The 17,906-nt window shown below is 61.3% G+C and carries 14 protein-coding genes; 10 read left to right on the forward strand and 4 right to left on the reverse strand.

Going from position 1 to position 17,906, the window contains the following annotated elements; translation table 11 throughout:
• Positions 1 to 78: 78 nt before the first annotated feature.
• The 3 genes from SINAR_RS0132070 to SINAR_RS0132080 are packed head-to-tail and all read left to right on the forward strand — an operon-like array spanning position 79 to position 4,758.
• Positions 79 to 2,151, forward strand: coding sequence for a hydantoinase/oxoprolinase family protein (locus tag SINAR_RS0132070; RefSeq protein ID WP_028002818.1), 2,073 nt, complete (start codon positions 79 to 81; stop codon positions 2,149 to 2,151).
• A 37-nt stretch (positions 2,152 to 2,188) separates the two neighbouring features.
• The gene (locus SINAR_RS0132075) at positions 2,189 to 3,919 is read left to right on the forward strand and encodes a hydantoinase B/oxoprolinase family protein (RefSeq protein ID WP_028002819.1); all 1,731 of its coding nucleotides are present in this window, start codon (positions 2,189 to 2,191) and stop codon (positions 3,917 to 3,919) included.
• Positions 3,919 to 4,758 carry a sugar phosphate isomerase/epimerase family protein gene (locus tag SINAR_RS0132080; protein ID WP_028002820.1) on the forward strand — a complete coding sequence of 280 codons (840 nt, stop codon included), beginning with the start codon at positions 3,919 to 3,921 and terminating at the stop codon, positions 4,756 to 4,758. The genes SINAR_RS0132075 and SINAR_RS0132080 overlap by 1 nt, the downstream gene beginning before the upstream one ends.
• 34 nt (positions 4,759 to 4,792) lie before the next feature.
• Here SINAR_RS0132080 and SINAR_RS01000000134485 read toward each other — a convergent pair whose 3' ends face one another.
• On the reverse strand, positions 4,793 to 6,094 hold the full coding sequence (locus SINAR_RS01000000134485) for an NAD(P)/FAD-dependent oxidoreductase (protein WP_084617851.1): 1,302 nt from the start codon (positions 6,092 to 6,094) through the stop codon (positions 4,793 to 4,795).
• 21 nt (positions 6,095 to 6,115) lie between these two features.
• On the reverse strand, positions 6,116 to 6,313 hold the full coding sequence (locus SINAR_RS0132090; protein WP_028002821.1) for a tautomerase family protein: 198 nt from the start codon (positions 6,311 to 6,313) through the stop codon (positions 6,116 to 6,118).
• A gap of 140 nt (positions 6,314 to 6,453) precedes the next feature.
• On the opposite strand from SINAR_RS0132090, the gene SINAR_RS0132095 reads away from it, so the two are divergent.
• Positions 6,454 to 7,245 (forward strand): shikimate dehydrogenase family protein, encoded by a 792-nt coding sequence (locus tag SINAR_RS0132095; protein WP_033058299.1) that lies wholly within the window; start codon positions 6,454 to 6,456, stop codon positions 7,243 to 7,245.
• A 3-nt stretch (positions 7,246 to 7,248) separates the two neighbouring features.
• On the opposite strand, the gene SINAR_RS0132100 is transcribed toward SINAR_RS0132095, so the two are convergent.
• Positions 7,249 to 7,995 (reverse strand): GntR family transcriptional regulator, encoded by a 747-nt coding sequence (locus SINAR_RS0132100; RefSeq protein ID WP_028002823.1) that lies wholly within the window; start codon positions 7,993 to 7,995, stop codon positions 7,249 to 7,251.
• Between the two features lie 529 nt (positions 7,996 to 8,524).
• A complete protein-coding gene (locus tag SINAR_RS1000000138380; protein WP_028002824.1) occupies positions 8,525 to 9,256 on the reverse strand; it encodes a FadR/GntR family transcriptional regulator in 732 nt (243 codons plus the stop codon).
• A 491-nt stretch (positions 9,257 to 9,747) separates the two neighbouring features.
• On the opposite strand from SINAR_RS1000000138380, the gene SINAR_RS0132110 reads away from it, so the two are divergent.
• From SINAR_RS0132110 to SINAR_RS0132135, 6 genes are all read left to right on the forward strand, one after another.
• The gene (locus SINAR_RS0132110) at positions 9,748 to 10,497 is read left to right on the forward strand and encodes an SDR family NAD(P)-dependent oxidoreductase (protein ID WP_028002825.1); all 750 of its coding nucleotides are present in this window, start codon (positions 9,748 to 9,750) and stop codon (positions 10,495 to 10,497) included.
• Entirely contained in the window at positions 10,490 to 11,236 is a 747-nt protein-coding gene (locus SINAR_RS0132115) for an SDR family oxidoreductase (protein ID WP_028002826.1), read from the forward strand. The genes SINAR_RS0132110 and SINAR_RS0132115 overlap by 8 nt, the downstream gene beginning before the upstream one ends.
• An 85-nt stretch (positions 11,237 to 11,321) precedes the next feature.
• Positions 11,322 to 12,998: a thiamine pyrophosphate-binding protein gene (locus tag SINAR_RS0132120; protein WP_028002827.1), complete on the forward strand. Its 1,677-nt coding sequence runs from the start codon at positions 11,322 to 11,324 to the stop codon at positions 12,996 to 12,998.
• Positions 12,995 to 15,073 carry a hydantoinase/oxoprolinase family protein gene (locus SINAR_RS0132125; protein ID WP_028002828.1) on the forward strand — a complete coding sequence of 693 codons (2,079 nt, stop codon included), beginning with the start codon at positions 12,995 to 12,997 and terminating at the stop codon, positions 15,071 to 15,073. The genes SINAR_RS0132120 and SINAR_RS0132125 overlap by 4 nt, the downstream gene beginning before the upstream one ends.
• 3 nt (positions 15,074 to 15,076) lie before the next feature.
• Positions 15,077 to 16,696: a hydantoinase B/oxoprolinase family protein gene (locus SINAR_RS0132130; RefSeq protein ID WP_028002829.1), complete on the forward strand. Its 1,620-nt coding sequence runs from the start codon at positions 15,077 to 15,079 to the stop codon at positions 16,694 to 16,696.
• Positions 16,693 to 17,898 (forward strand): pyridoxal phosphate-dependent aminotransferase, encoded by a 1,206-nt coding sequence (locus SINAR_RS0132135; RefSeq protein ID WP_028002830.1) that lies wholly within the window; start codon positions 16,693 to 16,695, stop codon positions 17,896 to 17,898. Before SINAR_RS0132130 ends, SINAR_RS0132135 begins: the two co-directional genes overlap by 4 nt.
• The last annotated feature ends 8 nt before the right edge of the window (positions 17,899 to 17,906 follow it).

Consider the following 17,906-nt stretch of genomic DNA (forward strand, 5'->3'; position numbering starts at 1 on the left):
ATGACCCCCGCGGGCGAGATCAACTCGGCCGACGGGAGAACTCGACCCAAAAAAGCGCTGATGCGCAGGAGGCATACGATGAACAACGCACGCATTGGCGTTGATATTGGCGGAACGTTCACCGACCTGGTTCTCTTCGGCGACGGCGGCGAGACCTTCTTCACAAAGGTGCCATCCACGCCCGCCAGGCCCGAGGAAGCGGTGCTGACCGGCATTCGCCAGATCACCGAGACGGCACGCATTTCCGTGTCCAGGGTGGCCGAAGTGGTCCATGGCACGACCGTGGGTTCGAACACGCTGCTACAGAAGGTCGGCGCCAAGACCGGCCTGATCACCACCAAGGGCTTTCGCGACGTGCTGGAGATCGGGCGCGTCCGCACCCCGACCATGTTCGACCTTAGCTGGGAAAAGGCCGTACCGCTGATCGCCCGCCGTTACCGCATGGAAGTGGACGAGCGGTCGACAGCCGACGGGCGCATCCTCAAGGGGGTGAACGAGCAGGAAGTGATCGATATTGGGCGCTTCTTCGAAGCAGAAGGCGTTGAATCCGTCGCGGTGTGCTTCATCAATTCCTACCGCAATCCGGAGAACGAGACCCGGGTGCTGGAAATCATGCGCGAGCATTTTCCCGACATGTGGGTGACCGCCTCGGTCTCGGTGCTGCCCGAGATCCGCGAATATGAGCGGACTTCGACCACCGCCGTGAACGCCTATGTGCTGCCGTCGCTGCGCGCTTACTTCGAGCGCCTCGAAAACGGCCTGCGCGAAATCGGCGTCTCCGCACCGCTCCTGATCAGCAATTCCAACGGCGGCCTCTCCAGCGCCCGCATGGCACAGGAGAAGCCCGTCTTCTTCATCTCCTCCGGCCGTTCGGCCGGCGTAGTCGGTGCGGGCAGACTGGGTGAAGCTGCAGGCGAGAAGGATCTGGTCGTATTCGACATGGGCGGCACGACGGCTTCCGCCTCGCTCATCCACAAGGGCGAGCTGTCGCGCGCCAACGAATATGAATTCCGCGCCGGCATTTCCACGCCGAGCCGCTTCATCAAGGCGGGCGGCTACCTGATGCGGGTCCCTACGGTAGACGTGGCGGAGGTTGGCAGCGGCGCCGGCTCCATCGCCCGCATCGATGAGGGCGGCCTATTACATGTTGGGCCGCTGTCGGCCGGCGCTGATCCAGGACCGGTCTGCTACGGCATCGGCGGCAATTCGCCGACCGTCACAGACGCCAATGTGGTGCTCGGCTTTCTGCCGGCAGCGCTGGCTGGCGGCAGTATGAAGCTCGACGTCGAGGGCGCCCGCGCCGCGATAAAGCGCGATCTTGCCGATCCGCTGAAGCTTTCGATCGAAGACGCCGCCTTCGGCATTCGCGAAGTAGTGAACATCAACATGGCCCGCACCATCAAGGCTGTCACGGTGGAGCGTGGCGTCGACCCGCGCGACTTCGCCATCCTCGCCTTCGGCGGCTCAGGCCCGGTGCACGCCTGCGATCTCGCACGCACGCTCGGCATTTCCCGCGTCATCTTCCCGCGCTCGCCCGGCGTCTTCACCGCGACCGGCATGCTTGCTGCCAAGGTCGAGCGCTATCTCCTGCGCAGCCTCCACGGCAGGCTCGACCAGTTGCCGGTCGCCGAGGTCAATGCGCTGCTCAAGGACATGCGCGCTGACGCCCATGCTTCGCTCGCCGAGGAAGGCTATAGCGATGACCAGATCGAATGCACCTTCGAAGCCGACCTGCGCTTCAAGGGCCAGGATTTCGAGATTCCGGTTGCACTTCCTGAAACAGTGACGGAGGCCGACCGCGAAAACTTGCGCGCATCGTTCCGCGAAGCCTACAAGGCGATCTACGGCTATGCCTCCGACGACAGCGTCGAGATTGTCAACATCAGGCTCAATGCCGGCGGCAATAGCGGCAACCGCCTCGCCTTCACCGCCCACAAGCCTGAGGACGGTCCGGCTGATGTCACCACGCGAAAAGTCTATTTCTCGCGCAAGGACGGTTGGATCGACACGCCGATCCACCAGCGCGCCACCTTCCGCGGCGGCGCCGTCGGGCCGCTGATCATCCAGAGCCCCGATACAACCATCGTCGTTCCACCCGGCGCCAAGGCAGATCTCGATGCCTTCGGCAACGTCGTCGCCACGCTTGCCTGAGACTCGTTGGCCTGACCCCATTCAAGGAGCTGTTCCCATGGCCCAGAAAACAAATGACCCCATTACATTCGCCGTCATCAAGAACGCGCTGGACACAATCGTCGATGACATGGCCTTTGCCGTCATGCGCACTGCGCGCTCGCCGATCGTGCGTGACGTGCTCGATTACTCGGTGACGCTCTGCGACAAGCACGGCCGCATCCTGTCGCAGGCGAAAACCGTCGCGCTGCATCTTGGCGCCGTGCCGGATGCCATGGCTGTGATCATGGAAGAGTATGCGGACGATCTCGCCGAAGGCGACGTCATCATCTTCAACGATCCCTATGAAGGCGGCATGCATCTGCCGGACATCTTCATGATCCGGCCGATCTTCCACAGCGATAACAGCCTGCGCGGTTTCTCCGTGGTCATCGCCCACCATTGCGATGTCGGCGGACGCGTGCCCGGTTCCAATGCGGCCGATTCCACCGAAATCTACCAGGAAGGCCTGCGGATCGCGCCCATGAAGCTCTACAGCAAGGGCGTGCGCAACGACACGCTGATGCGCATCATCGAAAAGAACGTCCGACTGCCGGAACTGGTCTTCGGCGATCTCGAAGCCCAGTTCGCCACCTGCAATCTCGGCGAACGCGAGCTCCTGCGCCTGATCGAGCGCTATGGCGCTGATGAACTCGACAGCTATTTCGACGACCTGATCGACTATGGCGAACAGCTCACACGTGCGGCGATCCGCTCCTGGCCGGATGGCGAATACAGCTTCGAGGATTTCATCGACGGTGACGGCTTCTCAACGGACGCGATTCCGATCCGCGTCAAACTGACGGTTGAGGGCGATCATCTCAACGTGGACTTCGCGGGCTCGTCGCCGCAGGTCAAGGGCGCGATCAATTCAACGCTCTCGTTCGTAAAGTCGGCGACTTATCTCTCGGTACGCTGCGCGCTCGATGCCGAAGTGCCGAACAATGCTGGCGTCTACCGTTGCATCACCATCACCGCGCCCGAAGGTTCGATTCTCAACCCGCAGATGCCTGCAGCGGTCGCAGCGAGAGCGCTCACTGGCTATCGCGTTGTCGATACCGTGCTCGGCGCATTGTCGCAGATAGCTCCGAAGAAGGTGATGGCGGCGGGCGAGGGCGGCAACACGGTTCTTGCCTTCGGCGGCTGGGACAAGGAAACCCGCGAGCCGTTCGTTCTCGTCGATATGATCAACGGCGCCTGGGGCGGCCGCTGGAACAAGGATGGGGTTGAGGGTGTCACCAATCCCTCGCAGAACATGTCCAACCTGCCGGTCGAGACGCTGGAAGTTCGCTATCCGATGATGATGGACGAATATAGCCTGCGGCCCGATTCCTGCGGCGCCGGCGAATTCCGGGGTGGCCTCGGTCTCATCCGCCAATATCGCCTGCTGGCCGAGGAAGCCGTGCTGCAGATCCGCGCCGATCGGCACGATCATGCGCCCTATGGCCTCTTCGGCGGCAAGCCGGCTGCAAAATGCGTCAATATTCTTGATCCCGATGGCCAGAACATCGTTCTGCCAGCCAAGATCACCCGCACGATCGGCAAGAATGTCGTTGTCCGTCACGAACAGGCTGGCGGCGGCGGTTATGGCGATCCGCTGAAGCGTCCCCTCGATCTCATCCGTGACGACCTCACCAATGGCAAGATCAGCGCTGCCTATGCCGAGGCCAACCACGGAGTGGTTTTCACCGCGGATGGAACGTCCATTGACGAAGCAAAAACGGCGGCTCGCCGCCAGGAGGTCGCATAATGTCCGCTTACGATCTGTCACGTTTTGCCATCAACCAGATTACCACGCCGAAATGGTCGATGCCGCAAGCCATTGAAGGCTATGTCTCGCAAGGCATTCCCGGCATTGCGGTCTGGCGCCATTTCCTCGACGATTACGGCGTCGAGGCGACTGCCAAACATCTGCGCGATGCCGGGATGTGGGTCGCCTCCCTGTGCACCAGTGCCTGGGTGAATGAAACCGATCCAGTGCGGCTGCGAGCGGCGATCGACACCAACAAGCGGATTCTCGACCAGGCCGCAGCAATCGGTGCTCCCTGCGTGGTCATGGTAGTCGGCGGCCTGCCTGTGGGCGACAAGGACCTCGGCGCCCAGAGGCAGCGAATTCGCGATGCGCTCGTCGAACTCGCACCCTATGCGCGCTCGGTTGGGGTCAAGCTCGGGCTCGAGCCGCTGCACCCGATGTATTGCGGCGACCGCAGCGCGATGAACCTGATCACCGATTGCAACGACATGATCGATGAACTGGGCGATGAGGCGACCAGCCTCGTCGCTGACGTCTATCATTGCTGGTGGGATCCGGCATTCGAGCGGGAATTGCGCCGGGCAGGGCCGAAGCGCATCCAAACCTTCCACTATTGCGACTGGCTTGTTCCGACCCGGAACCTGCGTGACCGCGGCATGGTGGGCGATGGTGTCATAGACCTGCCTCGCATTCGCGGCTGGCTGGACGATATCGGCTATGAGGGCCCGTTCGAACTGGAATTGTTCTCCGAACTCGATTGGTGGGAACGCGATCCGGCCGAAACAGTGCGTATCGCAATCGAGCGTTGCGGTCCTCTGATCGCGCCGCGCAAATAGCGGCTACTTGCCTTCGACGACGGCGGCAGCCCGATCAGTAGGGAGGGTATCGAATAGGATCGTTGCCCTCTTCCGACTTGGCAACATTCGACTTCCACCAGAACCGTGTTGCCCGGTATGGAGCGAGGTCCAAAGTCGGCCTGCGATCTGCGACGAGATCGGCAACCAATCTTCCGGTCGTCGCTCCGAGCGTCATACCGACTTGGCCATGCCCGAATGCCATGACGACATTATCGTGATGAGGCGCCTTATCGATGACCGGCATGGTATCAGGCATAAAGGGGCGGGGTCCCATCCACTGCTTGCCGCCGGAAGTGTCCAATCCAGGAAGAACGGATTTCGCCTTCTCGGCAATGATATTGGCGCGTTCGAAATTAGGCTTTGGATTAAGCCCGGCGACCTCGATCGTGCCGCCGATTCGCAATCCGGTTTCCATGGGTGTCAGCACGAAGCCGCCATTGGCATAGAGCACAGCGTGATTGACGGTCACATTCGGATTGGGCAGCTGATGATGGTAGCCTTGCAAGGCCGCCAGGGGCACCCGTACGCCGATGTCGCGCGCAAGCTTGCCGCTCCAGGCGCCGGCTGCCAGAACGACCCGTTTCACACTGACCTGATCGCCGCTCGAAAGGCGAATTGCGATCACCTTGCCGGCCTTGGCGACGAGACCGGACACAGAGGCGGTTCTCAGCGTGCCGCCGCGCGAAAGGAAGAATTCCGCCAGCTTGTTACGCACGATGCCGGGATCGGAGAATTGCAGCCACTGCTCGAGAAGCAGACCGCAGGTGATCGGTCCCGAAAGCGCTGGCTCAATTGCCTGAAGGTCCTTCTTATCGAGGAAGCGGTGGCGGAAACCCTTCTGAGTCCTGAGATTCCAAGTGAAGCTGTCGCCCTCGATATCGGCCTTCGAATTGAAGGCCATGATATTCGGCTTGTTTACAAGCTTGTCGGAAAGACCGGCAGCGTCGAGCAGGGCACGATAGTCCTGTTCGGCCCGCGACAGGAGCGGGGTCATGCCTGCGACGATGTCCAGCACCTTGGCTCGCCTGCCAGACCAGAGAAAGCGCAGGAGCCAGGGCATCTGGGTGATCATGTCCTTGGGCCGCACGAACAGCGGGCTTTTCGGATCCGACAGCCACTTGGGGACCTTCGGCAGGATGCCAGGCTTAGAAATCGGCACGATTTCGCCCACTGCCAGCAGGCCGCAATTGCCGTAGCTTGCCGCCTCGGTTTCAAGGCCTCGATCCACCAACTCGACGCTGTAGCCTTCATCCTGCAGCGCAATGGCCGAACATACGCCGACGATGCCGCCGCCGACTATCGTTATGTCACTCACCGATAAGCCTTCCCAATCTGGTCACTTCGCTCGGGTTTTCGCGTCGATCATGACGCCGTTCTTCGCCCAACTGCTGCGTTCGTATTCGTTAAAGACGATCTGCACGTCGTCCTCCGCGCATTTGGCGATCCGCGCGAGCTCTCGCGTGAAGACGTCCGCGATTTCGGCCTTCTGCTCATATGTGCGGCCCGCAAGCATGTCGACGTGTACAACAGGCATGAAAAACTCCCTGGTCGGATATGTTCTTGAGATGTCGCAGCAAATATTGCATATCTAATGTCGACATTCCATAGACAGTATGCAAAAAAGTTGGCTGGGGAAACGTCCACGCGTTCGCGGCAGATTTGAGAGGCACATCGATGATGATTTCCGGTACCACGAAGATCTTTTACATGCTGGCGCACCCGATCGGCCATGTCCGCACGCCGGAGGTCATCAATCCACTTTTTGCCGAGCGCGGCATCGACGCCGTCATGGTGCCTGTGCACTTCATGCCCGAAGACTTCGCGACCGGCTGGGAGGCTATCAAAAGAACGCGCAATCTTGGCGGTCTCGTCGTCAGCGTCCCGCACAAGGAGCAGGCGTATGCGCTTTCAGAGGAGGTCGAGGCCGCGGCCGAGGAACTGGGCGCTGCGAATGTCATCCGGCGTGACCCGGATGGCCGGATGATTGCCACCAATATGGACGGCCTCGGATTTCTGCGTGGAGTGCTGAACAACGGGCAGGACGCCAGGGACCGCGACGTGCTGCTCGTCGGGGCCGGCGGCGCCGGCAAGGCGATCGCCTTCGCCCTCGCGCGAAGCGGCTGCAAGTCCATCCGGATCAGCGATGTCGATCTCGGTCGAGCCGAGCTGCTGGCTGAGGATGTGGCAGCCCGCTACCGCGGCCTGTCGGTCACTGCTTCCGATGCTGATCTTGACGGTGCCGACATGCTCGTCAACGCCACGCCGTGCGGCTTGCATCCCGAGACCGATCCGCTGCCGGTCGACATTTCCCAATTGCGGCCGGACATTCTCGTCGCCGACATTATCATGAAGCCCCGCGAGACACCGTTGTTGAAGGCGGCAATCGCTCGTGGCTGCCAGGTCCGGTATGGCGCAGGCATGCTTGATTCGCAGATCGCGTTGATGGTGTCCTACTTCGGCTACTAGCGATTAGCCTGCTTGTGCCGCGTAGTTGAGCGTAAGCTTGGCTGTGAGATTCCTGTTCAAGAAATCCATGAAGCGGCCCCTAAACTGGACTGCATGCAGATGGGCCTCATGTTCGGCCCGGTCGGCGTCGCGCTTCTCAATCGCATCGATCATTGCGCGATGCGCCGCGGCCATGTCGTCCAGTGTCAGGTTGGGGTCCAGAGATTGATACTGGAAATGGAAGAACAGCAACCGTCTGCCTTCCTGCAGCAGTCGACGGTAGGAATCCGCGAAATAGGAGTTCCGGCAGGCTGCAGCAATCGCCATATGAAACTCGAAGTTCTTTTCGATCATGCCGATGGAATCGCCTGTGCGTATGGCATTGCTCGCTTCCTGCTCGTATCCTTTTTGGGCGTTCTGAATCTTAATGAGATCGGCAGGCGTGCGGTGAAGCGCGGCAAACCGCGTCACCACCCGCTGCATCAAGTCCAGCGCGTCGAGGAACTCCGGCATCTTATCGAACTCCATAGGTGTCACGATGATGCTGCGGTTTGGTAGGATTTGCACCAGCCCCTCGGTGGAGAGCCGCACGAGCGCCTCTCGAATAGGTGAGCGGGAAAGCTTGAATCGCTGGCTAAGGCTGACTTCATCGAGCGAAGTTCCTGGGGCGATGAGGACGCGAAGAATGTCGTCTCGAAGCTTCTTATAAACGCGTGCACTGCCGGTTTCCTTCACACCGCTCACATTTTCAACTTTCTGCGCTTTTTCCAATTCATTTTCCCAGGATTATATAGAAGTGGGGGTCAGGACGCCTTGTTCTCTGACGTTGACGAATGGCCGTACCGTCTCAAAAGACGCCGCTGACAATATTGCCTGTTGTATGAACAATTGTCGACAGGGAATTACGCGCCCGTCCAAACGTTTAGGACGATAGCTCGAACGTCAAAGGCCGCGCACCGCTAGGCCGATTTGCCGCGAGGCTCAAGCCCCCGCGGCAATCGTGCGCATCCGCAATTCAGAAGATGTTTCAGCGGTGCAAAGCAGCTAATTCGGTCGCGACAACAACATCATTATCAATCCCGCCGAACCTGGAAAAACAGGGGGTAATGCCGATGCGATGCAGGTTCGATTGTTGCCGCCGAGCTGATTGAACTCGATCCAAAGTGCATCGAGGACAGCGCGGATAGATGCAGGCCTGGATTCGACTCGTGGAGCATCGACATCCGACAATGATTCTGCCGCCATTTGAACGCTCCTATCCGTCCAAGCTAAAGCTGGCTATTTGTCTTGTCCATGGATGCTAGTCGGCGCTTTCCACGATTTGCGGCTCGTCCAGCATCGCCCGATACCTGTTGAGGCTCTCTTCAAGATGGGCCGCCAAAGCATTCTTCGCGGCCTTGGGGTCGCCCTGGGTGATGGCTGCGAAAATCGCGGCATGCTCCTTATTAATCTTTTTTAGATAGGTCTGGTAAGTCCGCGCCGATTGGCGATGCTTCATCACGAGATCGAAGCTGATTTCACTGAACACCGCCTGGAGAAATTGCGGGAAGTGCGGATTGCGCGTTGCCCGGGCGATGGCCAGGTGAAATTCGAAATCGGCCCGCGCCTCCAACTCGACGTCATCGCTCTCCAGATTATCGAGATAGTCGAACGCCCGAGCGATATCGGCGAGCGCCTCCGGGGTGCGCCGCGCGGCGGCGAGCGCCACGGATTGCATCTCCACACCGAGGCGCAGTTCCAAAATCTCCATTGCCGAACGGATATCCTCGATCCGGCTGATCTCGAAATTGAGCGCCTTGGAATCGCGCTCCGTAACGTAGACGCCGTCACCCTGGCGAGACGTGACCCTGCCAGCGACCCTGAGTGAGGTGAGAGCTTCCCGGATCACAGTCCGGCTTACGCCAAACTCTTCGCATAGCTGCGCGCTCGAAGGTATCTTCTCACCGGGTGGGTAAATCCCGGAATCTATGCGGCTCGTGAGCTGGGCTACGACAATTTCGGCGAGGTTGCCGCGTTGAGTTATGACCGACACGAATTCTCCTATGACACCCATACGAATTCAACACATATCACATATCATTCCACACGGCCACGGTCGTTGCAGATGCGAGATCGTTCAGGAGCCACCGAATGACGAAGGCGCCGACCGGCAAACTTCTGGGTTTGAGACCGGCACGTAATGTCGCGAGCGGTTAGGCGTCGTCGTCGCGGCTCATTTCGTCTGGCAACTCATCGTGTGGACCCGTCTGCACAGCTCAAGGCACACAAAGGCTGGGGCCACGCGGAGGCCCTGAAAAGGCCTGCCACCGGTCCCTCGCCGAGGCGACGGTTGTCCGCGCCGTGCAATGAAGGAAGAAGCCGCGCTCGTGTGTTGGGCCTGTTGGATGGCCAATCCATGTCTAGGACGAGCGGCGTTAGCCATTCTTGCGGACGAAAAAACGCTTGTTTCGCTGAAAGAATTTATCATATAAGTGATAACATACCAATTTAAATCACATGCAATCCGGTAGCGCGAGGTCAGACATGCAGCAACAGACCGTTATTATTGTCGGTGGAGCTTCGGGGCTGGGGATGACGACAGCCAAACTGATGGCGCAGCGCGGTGCGGCCAAGATCGGCCTGATCGACCGCAACGAGGCGCTTCTGGCAAATTCATCCGCCACTATCAGGGAGCTCGGCGTCGAGGTGGCGACAGCCGTTGCGGATATCTCCCGAGCCGAGACCGCGCATCGCGGCTTCGACGACATTGTGAGCAAGCTCGGCCGGATTCATGCGCTCGTGAACAGTGCGGCCATCTATCCGCGCAGGCCGATCCTCGAAATCACCGACGAAGAGTGGGACCTCGAGAACGCCATCAACGTGAAGGGGACCTATCACATGATGGTAGCGGCGGTTCGGCACATGCGCGGTTTCGTGAACCCGCCCGAAATCGCCGGCCGCATCGTCAATGTCACCTCCGTGGATGCGTTCAAGGCGCATCCGCAGAACGCCCACTACGCAGCCACCAAGGCCGCGGTCGTGAGCCTGACCAAGTCCTTCGCGCAGGAATGCGCTGCCGACGGCATTCTGGTGAACTCCGTGGCGCCGGCCGGCTTTGCCACCGACCGCGCCAAAGAGCTCGGCTTCCTTCCCGAGCTTGCCAAGGCAAGCGCCCTGGGCCGCGCGGCCGAACCGGTCGAGATGGCCGAGTGGATCGTCATGATGGCGAGCAGCCGCAATACCTACGCCACCGGCGAGAACGTGGTGATCAGCGGAGGCTACATCTATGTCTGACGGCATGGCTTACAGAACGGCCGTCGTCACCGGGGCGACGAGCGGAATAGGCCGCGCGACCGTGCTCAAGCTCCGGCAGATGGGGCTTGATGTCTACGCGATCGGCCGCGATGTCGCCGCGCTCCAGGAGCTGGCTTCATCATCCGGCGCGAAAGCCGTCCAGGCGGATGTGCGCGACAAGGCTGCGCTGGCTGCCAGGTTTGCGGATATCGAGGTAGACATACTCATAAACAATGCCGGCATCCTGTCGACCCGCGCCCTGTTCCACGAGATCGATCCCGCCGAAATCGATGCGATGATCGATGTCAATCTCAAGGCTCCTATGCATCTCACCCGCGCCGTCCTTCCCGGGATGGTCGCTCGCAAAAAGGGACACTTGATCTTCATCGGTTCGACCGGCGGCCAGGCGCCTTATCCTTCCATGAGCGCCTATGGGGCGTCCAAGGCCGGGCTCAGCCTGTTTTGCGACGATCTACGCTGCGATCTCCTCGGCACGTCGATACGGGTGACGGAGATCGTGCCCGGTCGCGTGCAGACGGATCTCTACCGCACGGCCATTGCCGATAATCAGGCGCAGGCCGTTCTCTATGACGGTTACAGGCCTATCCAGCCGGAGCACATCGCGACCGTCATCGCTAACGCCATAGAGCTGCCGGTTTTTGTCGACGTCGCTCGGGTCGAGGTCTTGCCGACCGACCAGGCCGCGGGTGGCGGTCAGATGGTCAAGTTCGAACAATAGTCGCTGACGCCGTCGGCCCCCGGGCCTACTTGGGACATATTTGTCTTCCGGTGCCGACGCGTCTAGAGAGACCAAGGAAACCAGTATGAAACGGAATGGAGGAACGCTCCTCGTCGATAGCTTGATCGGGCTCGGTGCGACGAAGAGTTTCGGTGTGCCAGGCGAAAGCTATCTCGCGGTCCTAGATGCACTGCACGACACACGCGGGCGCCTCGACTATGTTCTGTGCCGCAACGAAGGCGGGGCGGCGTTCATGGCGGCGGCCTATGGCAAGTTGACGGGGCAGCCCGGTATCTGCTTCGTCACGCGCGGGCCGGGCGCCACCAATGCCTCGATAGGTGTGCACACCGCCATGCAGGACTCAGTTCCGATGCTGCTGTTCGTAGGCCAGGTCGGACGCGACATGCGGGGCCGTGAAGCCTTCCAGGAGGTCGACTACCGGGCGGCTTTCGGCACGGTTGCGAAATGGGCCGTCGAGATCGATAATGCCGACCGGATTCCCGAGATCCTGTCCCGTGCCTGGACCATGGCCGTCACCGGACGTCCCGGACCTGTCGTCATTGCCCTGCCGGAAGACATGCTCACTTCAGTGACCGATGCCGAGCCTCTCTCGGGTCCGCTCGACATATCGGAGCCGGCGCCATCGGCCGTCGCGATGGCGCGGCTTCGCGAAATGCTCGGCAGTGCCGAGCGCCCCGTAATCCTCTACGGTGGCTGCAACTGGAAACCGGGTGCGATGGCGCTCGTGCAGCAATTCGCCGAGGCCTCCGATATTCCCGTGGTCGCGGTGTTCCGCTACCAGGACCAATATGACAACAATTCACCGACCTTTTGCGGCGAAGCCGGTGTCGGCATGGTCGAGTCCGTCAAGAGGATTCTCAAAGATGCCGATGTCATTCTCGCGATCAACAATCGGTTCGGCGAAAATTCCACGGACGGCTACACTCTCTTCGACGTGCCAAGCCCGAAGCAGGCCATCATCCATGTCCACGGTTCTGACCTCGAGATCGGCAAGGTCTATCGTCCTTCACTCGGCATCCAGGCCGGGCCGAACGCCTTTGCCGAGGCATTGGGCGATCTGGCGCCAGTCACGGGGGCGTGGTCGGAATGGCGCAAGCGTGGCCGCGATGCTTATGTGAACGGTTTCGAACTCGGCGATCTGCCGTCACCCGTCGACATGGGCAAGGTCACCGTGCTGCTCAACGACGTCCTGCCGGACGACGTGGTTCTCACCAACGGCGCGGGCAATTTCACCGTCTGGCCGAACAAGTTCTTCAAGTTCGGCCGGAACGCGCGCCTGCTGGCGCCGCAGTCCGGCGCCATGGGCTATGGTGTTCCTGCGGCGATTGCCGCCAAGGTGGCGCATCCCGACCGCACGGTCGTCTGCTTCGCCGGCGACGGTGACTTTCAGATGAACTGCCAGGAGCTCGCGACCGCGCTGCAGGCCAATGCGCAGCCGATCATCCTGCTCCTTAACAACGGCATCTATGGCACCATCCGTGCGCACCAGGAGCGGCACTACCCGGCGCGTGTCTCCGGCACGACCATGGTCAATCCCGATTTCGTGGCGCTCGCGAAAGCCTATGGCTTCCATGCCGAGCGTGTCGAAAGCACCGCGGATTTCGCCGCGGCATTCGAGCGTGCCCGTGTCTCTAGGACCGGAGCCCTGCTCGACCTCGCCATCTCTCCGGAGGCACTGACGCCACGCCGGACGCTCAGCCAGATGCGTCAGGCCGCTCTCGCTGCAAAGGAACCCGCATGACATCGCGTCACCAAATCCGTCTGGGCGCCGATATCGGTGGCACCTTTACCGACATCGCACTCGACGTCAGAGGTAAGCTCTATTCAACAAAAGTGCTGACCAATTATGCCGCGCCGGAGCAGGCCATCCTCGACGGCATCGAGATTGTTGTCGGGGATGCCGGCATTGCACCGGGTGACATCGACATCGTCATCCATGGCACCACGCTTGCGACCAATGCGCTGATCGAGCGTCGTGGCGCCCGGACGGCGCTGGTCACCACAGAGGGCTTCCGGGACGTGCTCGAAATGCGGACAGAGAACCGCTTCGAGCAATACGACCTCGGCCTCGTGCTGCCCCGGCCCCTCATCCCGCGAGAGGACCGTTTCGTCGTCAAGGGTCGCATCGACGCGCAGGGGCGAGAACTCCAGCCGCTCGATGAGGCTGCGCTCGAAGCGATCGCCGACACTATTTCCGGAGGCAGTTTCGGCGCCATCGCCATCGGCTTCATTCACTCCTACATGAACCCGGCACATGAGCAGCGGGCGCGGGAAATCCTGTCGCGCAAACTCTCCATGCCGATTTCGATCTCGTCGGAAGTGTCGCCGCAGATGCGGGAGTTCGAGCGGTTCAATACGGTTTGCGCCAACGCCTATGTGCGGCCGCAGATGGCCGACTATCTTTCACGCCTGCAAGTGCGGCTCAAGGAGATGGGCGCGCAATGCCCAGTCTTCATGATTCATTCCGGTGGCGGCCTCATTTCGGTCGAGACCGCGGCCGAGTTCCCGGTGCGGCTTGTCGAATCTGGCCCCGCTGGTGGCGCGATCTTCGCCGCCGACATCGCCCGCCGCTTTGACCTGAACCGCGTCGTGTCCTACGACATGGGTGGCACAACGGCGAAAGTCTGCCTCATCGAGGATTTCGAGCCGCAGACCGCGCGAACCTTCGAGGTTGCCCGCACATATCGCTTCTGCAAGGGGTCGGGGATGCCGATATCGATTCCCGTCATCGAGATGATCGAGATCGGCGCCGGCGGCGGTTCGATCGCCTGGGTGGATGCCATGGGACGCATTCAAGCGGGGCCGGAATCGGCCGCTTCCGAGCCGGGTCCGGCCTGCTACCAGCGTGGCGGCGAACATCCGGCCATTACCGATGCCGACCTGGTGCTCGGCAAGCTCGATCCGGACAATTTCGCCGGCGGCAAGATCAAGCTCTCGGTCGACAATGCCAAGGCTGCGATCTCGCGCGACGTCGGCGACAAGCTCAAGCTCGCACCACAGGCGGCGGCCTTCGGTATCGTCGAGGTCGTCGACGAGAACATGGCCAATGCCGCACGCGTACATGCGGTCGAGCATGGCAAGAACATTTCTGACAATACGATGATCGCCTTCGGCGGCGCAGCTCCGCTGCATGCTGCGCGCCTGTGCGAAAAGCTCGGCGTCGATCGCTGCCTTATCCCGCAGGGCGCCGGCGTCGGCTCGGCGATCGGCTTTCTCAAAGCGCCGTTCGGCTACGAAGCGCTTGCCTCCAAGATTGTCAGCTTGTCGAAATTCGACGCGGCGTCGATCAACACGATGCTCGACCAGCTGAAGGCAACCGCCGAAGGCTTCGTGCAGGCGGGCACCGAGGGTGTGTTCACCCGCGAAGTGACGGCCTTCATGCGCTATGCCGGTCAGGGCTGGGAAATCCCGGTTCCGATGCCCGATGGCGCTTTCGTCGACGCCGATAAGGCCGCGATCAAGAAGGCATTCAAAGAGCGCTACGCACTGTTCTTCGGCCGCGCGGTGGAGGGTCCGGAAGTGGAATTCGTGACTTGGTCGGTCAAGGCGCAGGATATTCGTCCCGAAGGCGAGAAGTTCGCTCTCGAGGCCAGCGGCCGGCCCGCATCCGGTCACGCCACGCGCAGCGTCTTTGATCCGGCCTCCGGCAAGGAGCTGGAAACTGCGATCGTACCGCGCGACACGCTCGCAGCCGGCGACCGGATCTCCGGTCCCGCCGTCATCGTCGAGAGCGAAACCTCAACCGTCGTCACTTCGCCATTCGATGCAGTGATCCAGGCGGACGGCACCATCCTGCTCGTGCGGAAAGGGCTCTGATCCATGGGCGACATCAATGAAATCCGCATGCAGGTCATGTGGAACCGCCTGATCTCGGTGGTCGAGGAACAGGCCTTGACCCTGCTCAGGACCGCCTTCTCCACCTCGGTGCGTGAGGCGGGCGATCTGTCAGCCGGCGTCTACAACGCCAAGGGCGAAATGCTGGCCCAGGCTGTGACTGGCACACCGGGCCACGTCAACACCATGGCAGAGGCCGTGCTGCATTTCATCGCCGAGATTCCACGCGAAGAAATGTACCCGGGCGATACCTATGTGACCAACGACCCTTGGAAAGGCACCGGTCATCTCCATGACATCACCATGGTCTCGCCGTCCTTCAAGGGCGACGAGCTGATCGGCTTCTTTGCCTGCACCGCCCATGTCGTAGATGTCGGCGGGCGCGGCTTCGGCGCCGACGGCAAGTCGGTTTATGAGGAAGGCATCCAGATCCCGATCATGAAATTCGCCGAACGCGGCGTGGTGAACAAGGATCTGTTGAAGATCCTCCGTCTCAACGTGCGCGAACCCGACCAGGTCATCGGCGACTTCTTCTCGCTTGCCGCCTGCAACGACGTCGGCCATCGCCGCCTGATCGAGATGCTGAACGAAGTCGGCTATGACAATCTCGACACGCTGGGCGATTTCATTCTGTCGCGCACCCATGCCGCGACCATGGAGCGCATCGCAGGATTGCCGAAGGGGTCGTGGTCGAACGAGATGCTGACCGATGGTTATGACGAGCCGGTCAAGCTCGCTGCAAAGGTCACGATCACCAATGACGGCGTCAATGTCGATTTCGCCGGCAGCGCGGCGGTAAGCCGCTGGGGCATAAACGTACCTCTGATCTATACCAAGGCCTATGCCTGCTATGCACTGAAATGCGTCGTCGCGCCTGACATCCCAAACAATGCGGCTTCGCTCGCTGTATTCAATGTGTCCTCGCCCAGCAATATCCTCAATGCCGGGCGTCCGGCGCCGGTCTCCGTGCGCCATGTCATCGGCCACATGGTTCCGGACGTTGTCCTCGGCGCCCTGGCCAAGGCGCTTCCCGGTCAGATCCTTGCGGAAGGCGCGGCCGCGCTCTGGAACGTGCATATTTCCGTGCGTCCGGTCACCGGTGAACCCGGCGGCCGAGCCGAGGTGCTGATGTTCAATTCGGGCGGCATGGGCGCGCGACCCGATCTCGACGGCCTGTCATCGACCGCGTTCCCCTCGGGCGTCCACACGATGCCGATCGAGGCAACGGAACATACCGGCCCGATCGTTATCTGGCGCAAGGAGCTTCGCCCGGATTCCGGCGGTGACGGCAAGTATCGCGGTGGCCTCGGCCAGGTGATCGAAATCGCCCCCGCCGAGGGCCACGAATTCGATTTCTCGGCCATGTTCGACCGCATCTCCACGCCGGCACGAGGTCGTGCCGGCGGTAGGGATGGCGCACCGGGCTCGGCCACGCTCGACGACGGCACCAAGCTGCGTCCCAAGGGGTGGCAGCACGTGCCCGCAGGCCGCAGGGTGAAGCTCGAACTGCCGGGCGGTGGCGGCTTCGGCGATCCGGCCGAACGCGCGCCCGAAGCCCGGGCCGAAGATCTGTCCAAGGGATATGTTACGGAGAAGAAGTCGTGACCTATATTGCTAGCCGACTGTCGGCGGTGAAGCCGTCGGCCTCCATGGCCGTTTCCCAGGCAGCGAAGGAGCTTGCCGCGACCGGTATCGATGTCATCGATCTCGGGCTTGGCGAGCCGGATTTTGCCGCACCCGCCCATATCACCAAGGCTGCGTTCGAGGCCGCCAGCCGGGAGCGTATGCTCTACACGGCGTCGCTGGGAACGCCGGATCTGCGCAAGGCGATTGCGGCCAAGTTCAAGCGCGAAAACGGCCTCGATTATGCGCTCGACCAGATCGCCGTGGCCAATGGCGCCAAGCAGATCATCTTCAATGCGCTGATGGCGACAGTGGAGGAGGGCGACGAGATCCTGCTTCCCGCGCCCTATTTCGTGTCCTATCCCGAAATGGCGAAGTTGTTCGGGGGCGTCCCGGTGACGCCGGAATGCCTGGCTGAGGCGGGCTTCCGGCTGACGCCAGAGGTCCTCGAAGCAGCGATCACCGGCAAAACGCGCTGGCTTTTCCTCAACATGCCTGGCAATCCCTCGGGTGCGGTCTATTCCAAGGAACAGCTCCAAGCGCTCGGCGCGGTGCTGGCGAAACACCCGCAGGTCCTGATCCTGTCCGACGAGATCTACGAGCACATCATCTTCGACGGCCGGACATTCGTCTCCTTCGGCGCGGCCTGCCCGGAACTGCTCGAACGCACACTGGTGGTCAACGGCGTTTCAAAAGCTTATGCCATGACCGGATGGCGCGTCGGCTATGCCGCCGGCCCGAAGGACCTCATCAAGGCGATGGCGACTATCCAGAGCCAGTCCTGCACATCCGTAAGCGCGCCCGCCCAAATCGCTGCCAAAGCTGCGCTCGAAGGGCCGCAGGACGAGGTATCGACGTTCTGCGCCGCCTTCGAACGCCGCCGAAATCTTGTCGTCGAGGGCATATCGAGGATCGATGCGCTCACACTCGATCCCCCGGAAGGTGCGTTCTACGCGTATATAGGTTGTGCTGCGCTGATCGGTGCCGTCACCTCCTCCGGCCAAACACTTGCCGACGACGTCGCGGTGGCCAAGTATCTTCTCGATGAAGGTCATGTGGCGGCGGTGCCGGGCACAGCCTATGGCCTCTCGCCGTTCTTCCGCATTTCCACGGCAACATCGGAAGAGGTTTTGATCGAGGCAGTGACGCGCATCGGCCGCGCCGTTGCCAAGCTCAAGAAGTGATGGACACG

Origin of the sequence: Sinorhizobium arboris LMG 14919, from assembly GCF_000427465.1 — a bacterium.
In the GTDB taxonomy this organism is placed as follows: Bacteria; Pseudomonadota; Alphaproteobacteria; order Rhizobiales; family Rhizobiaceae; genus Sinorhizobium; species Sinorhizobium arboris.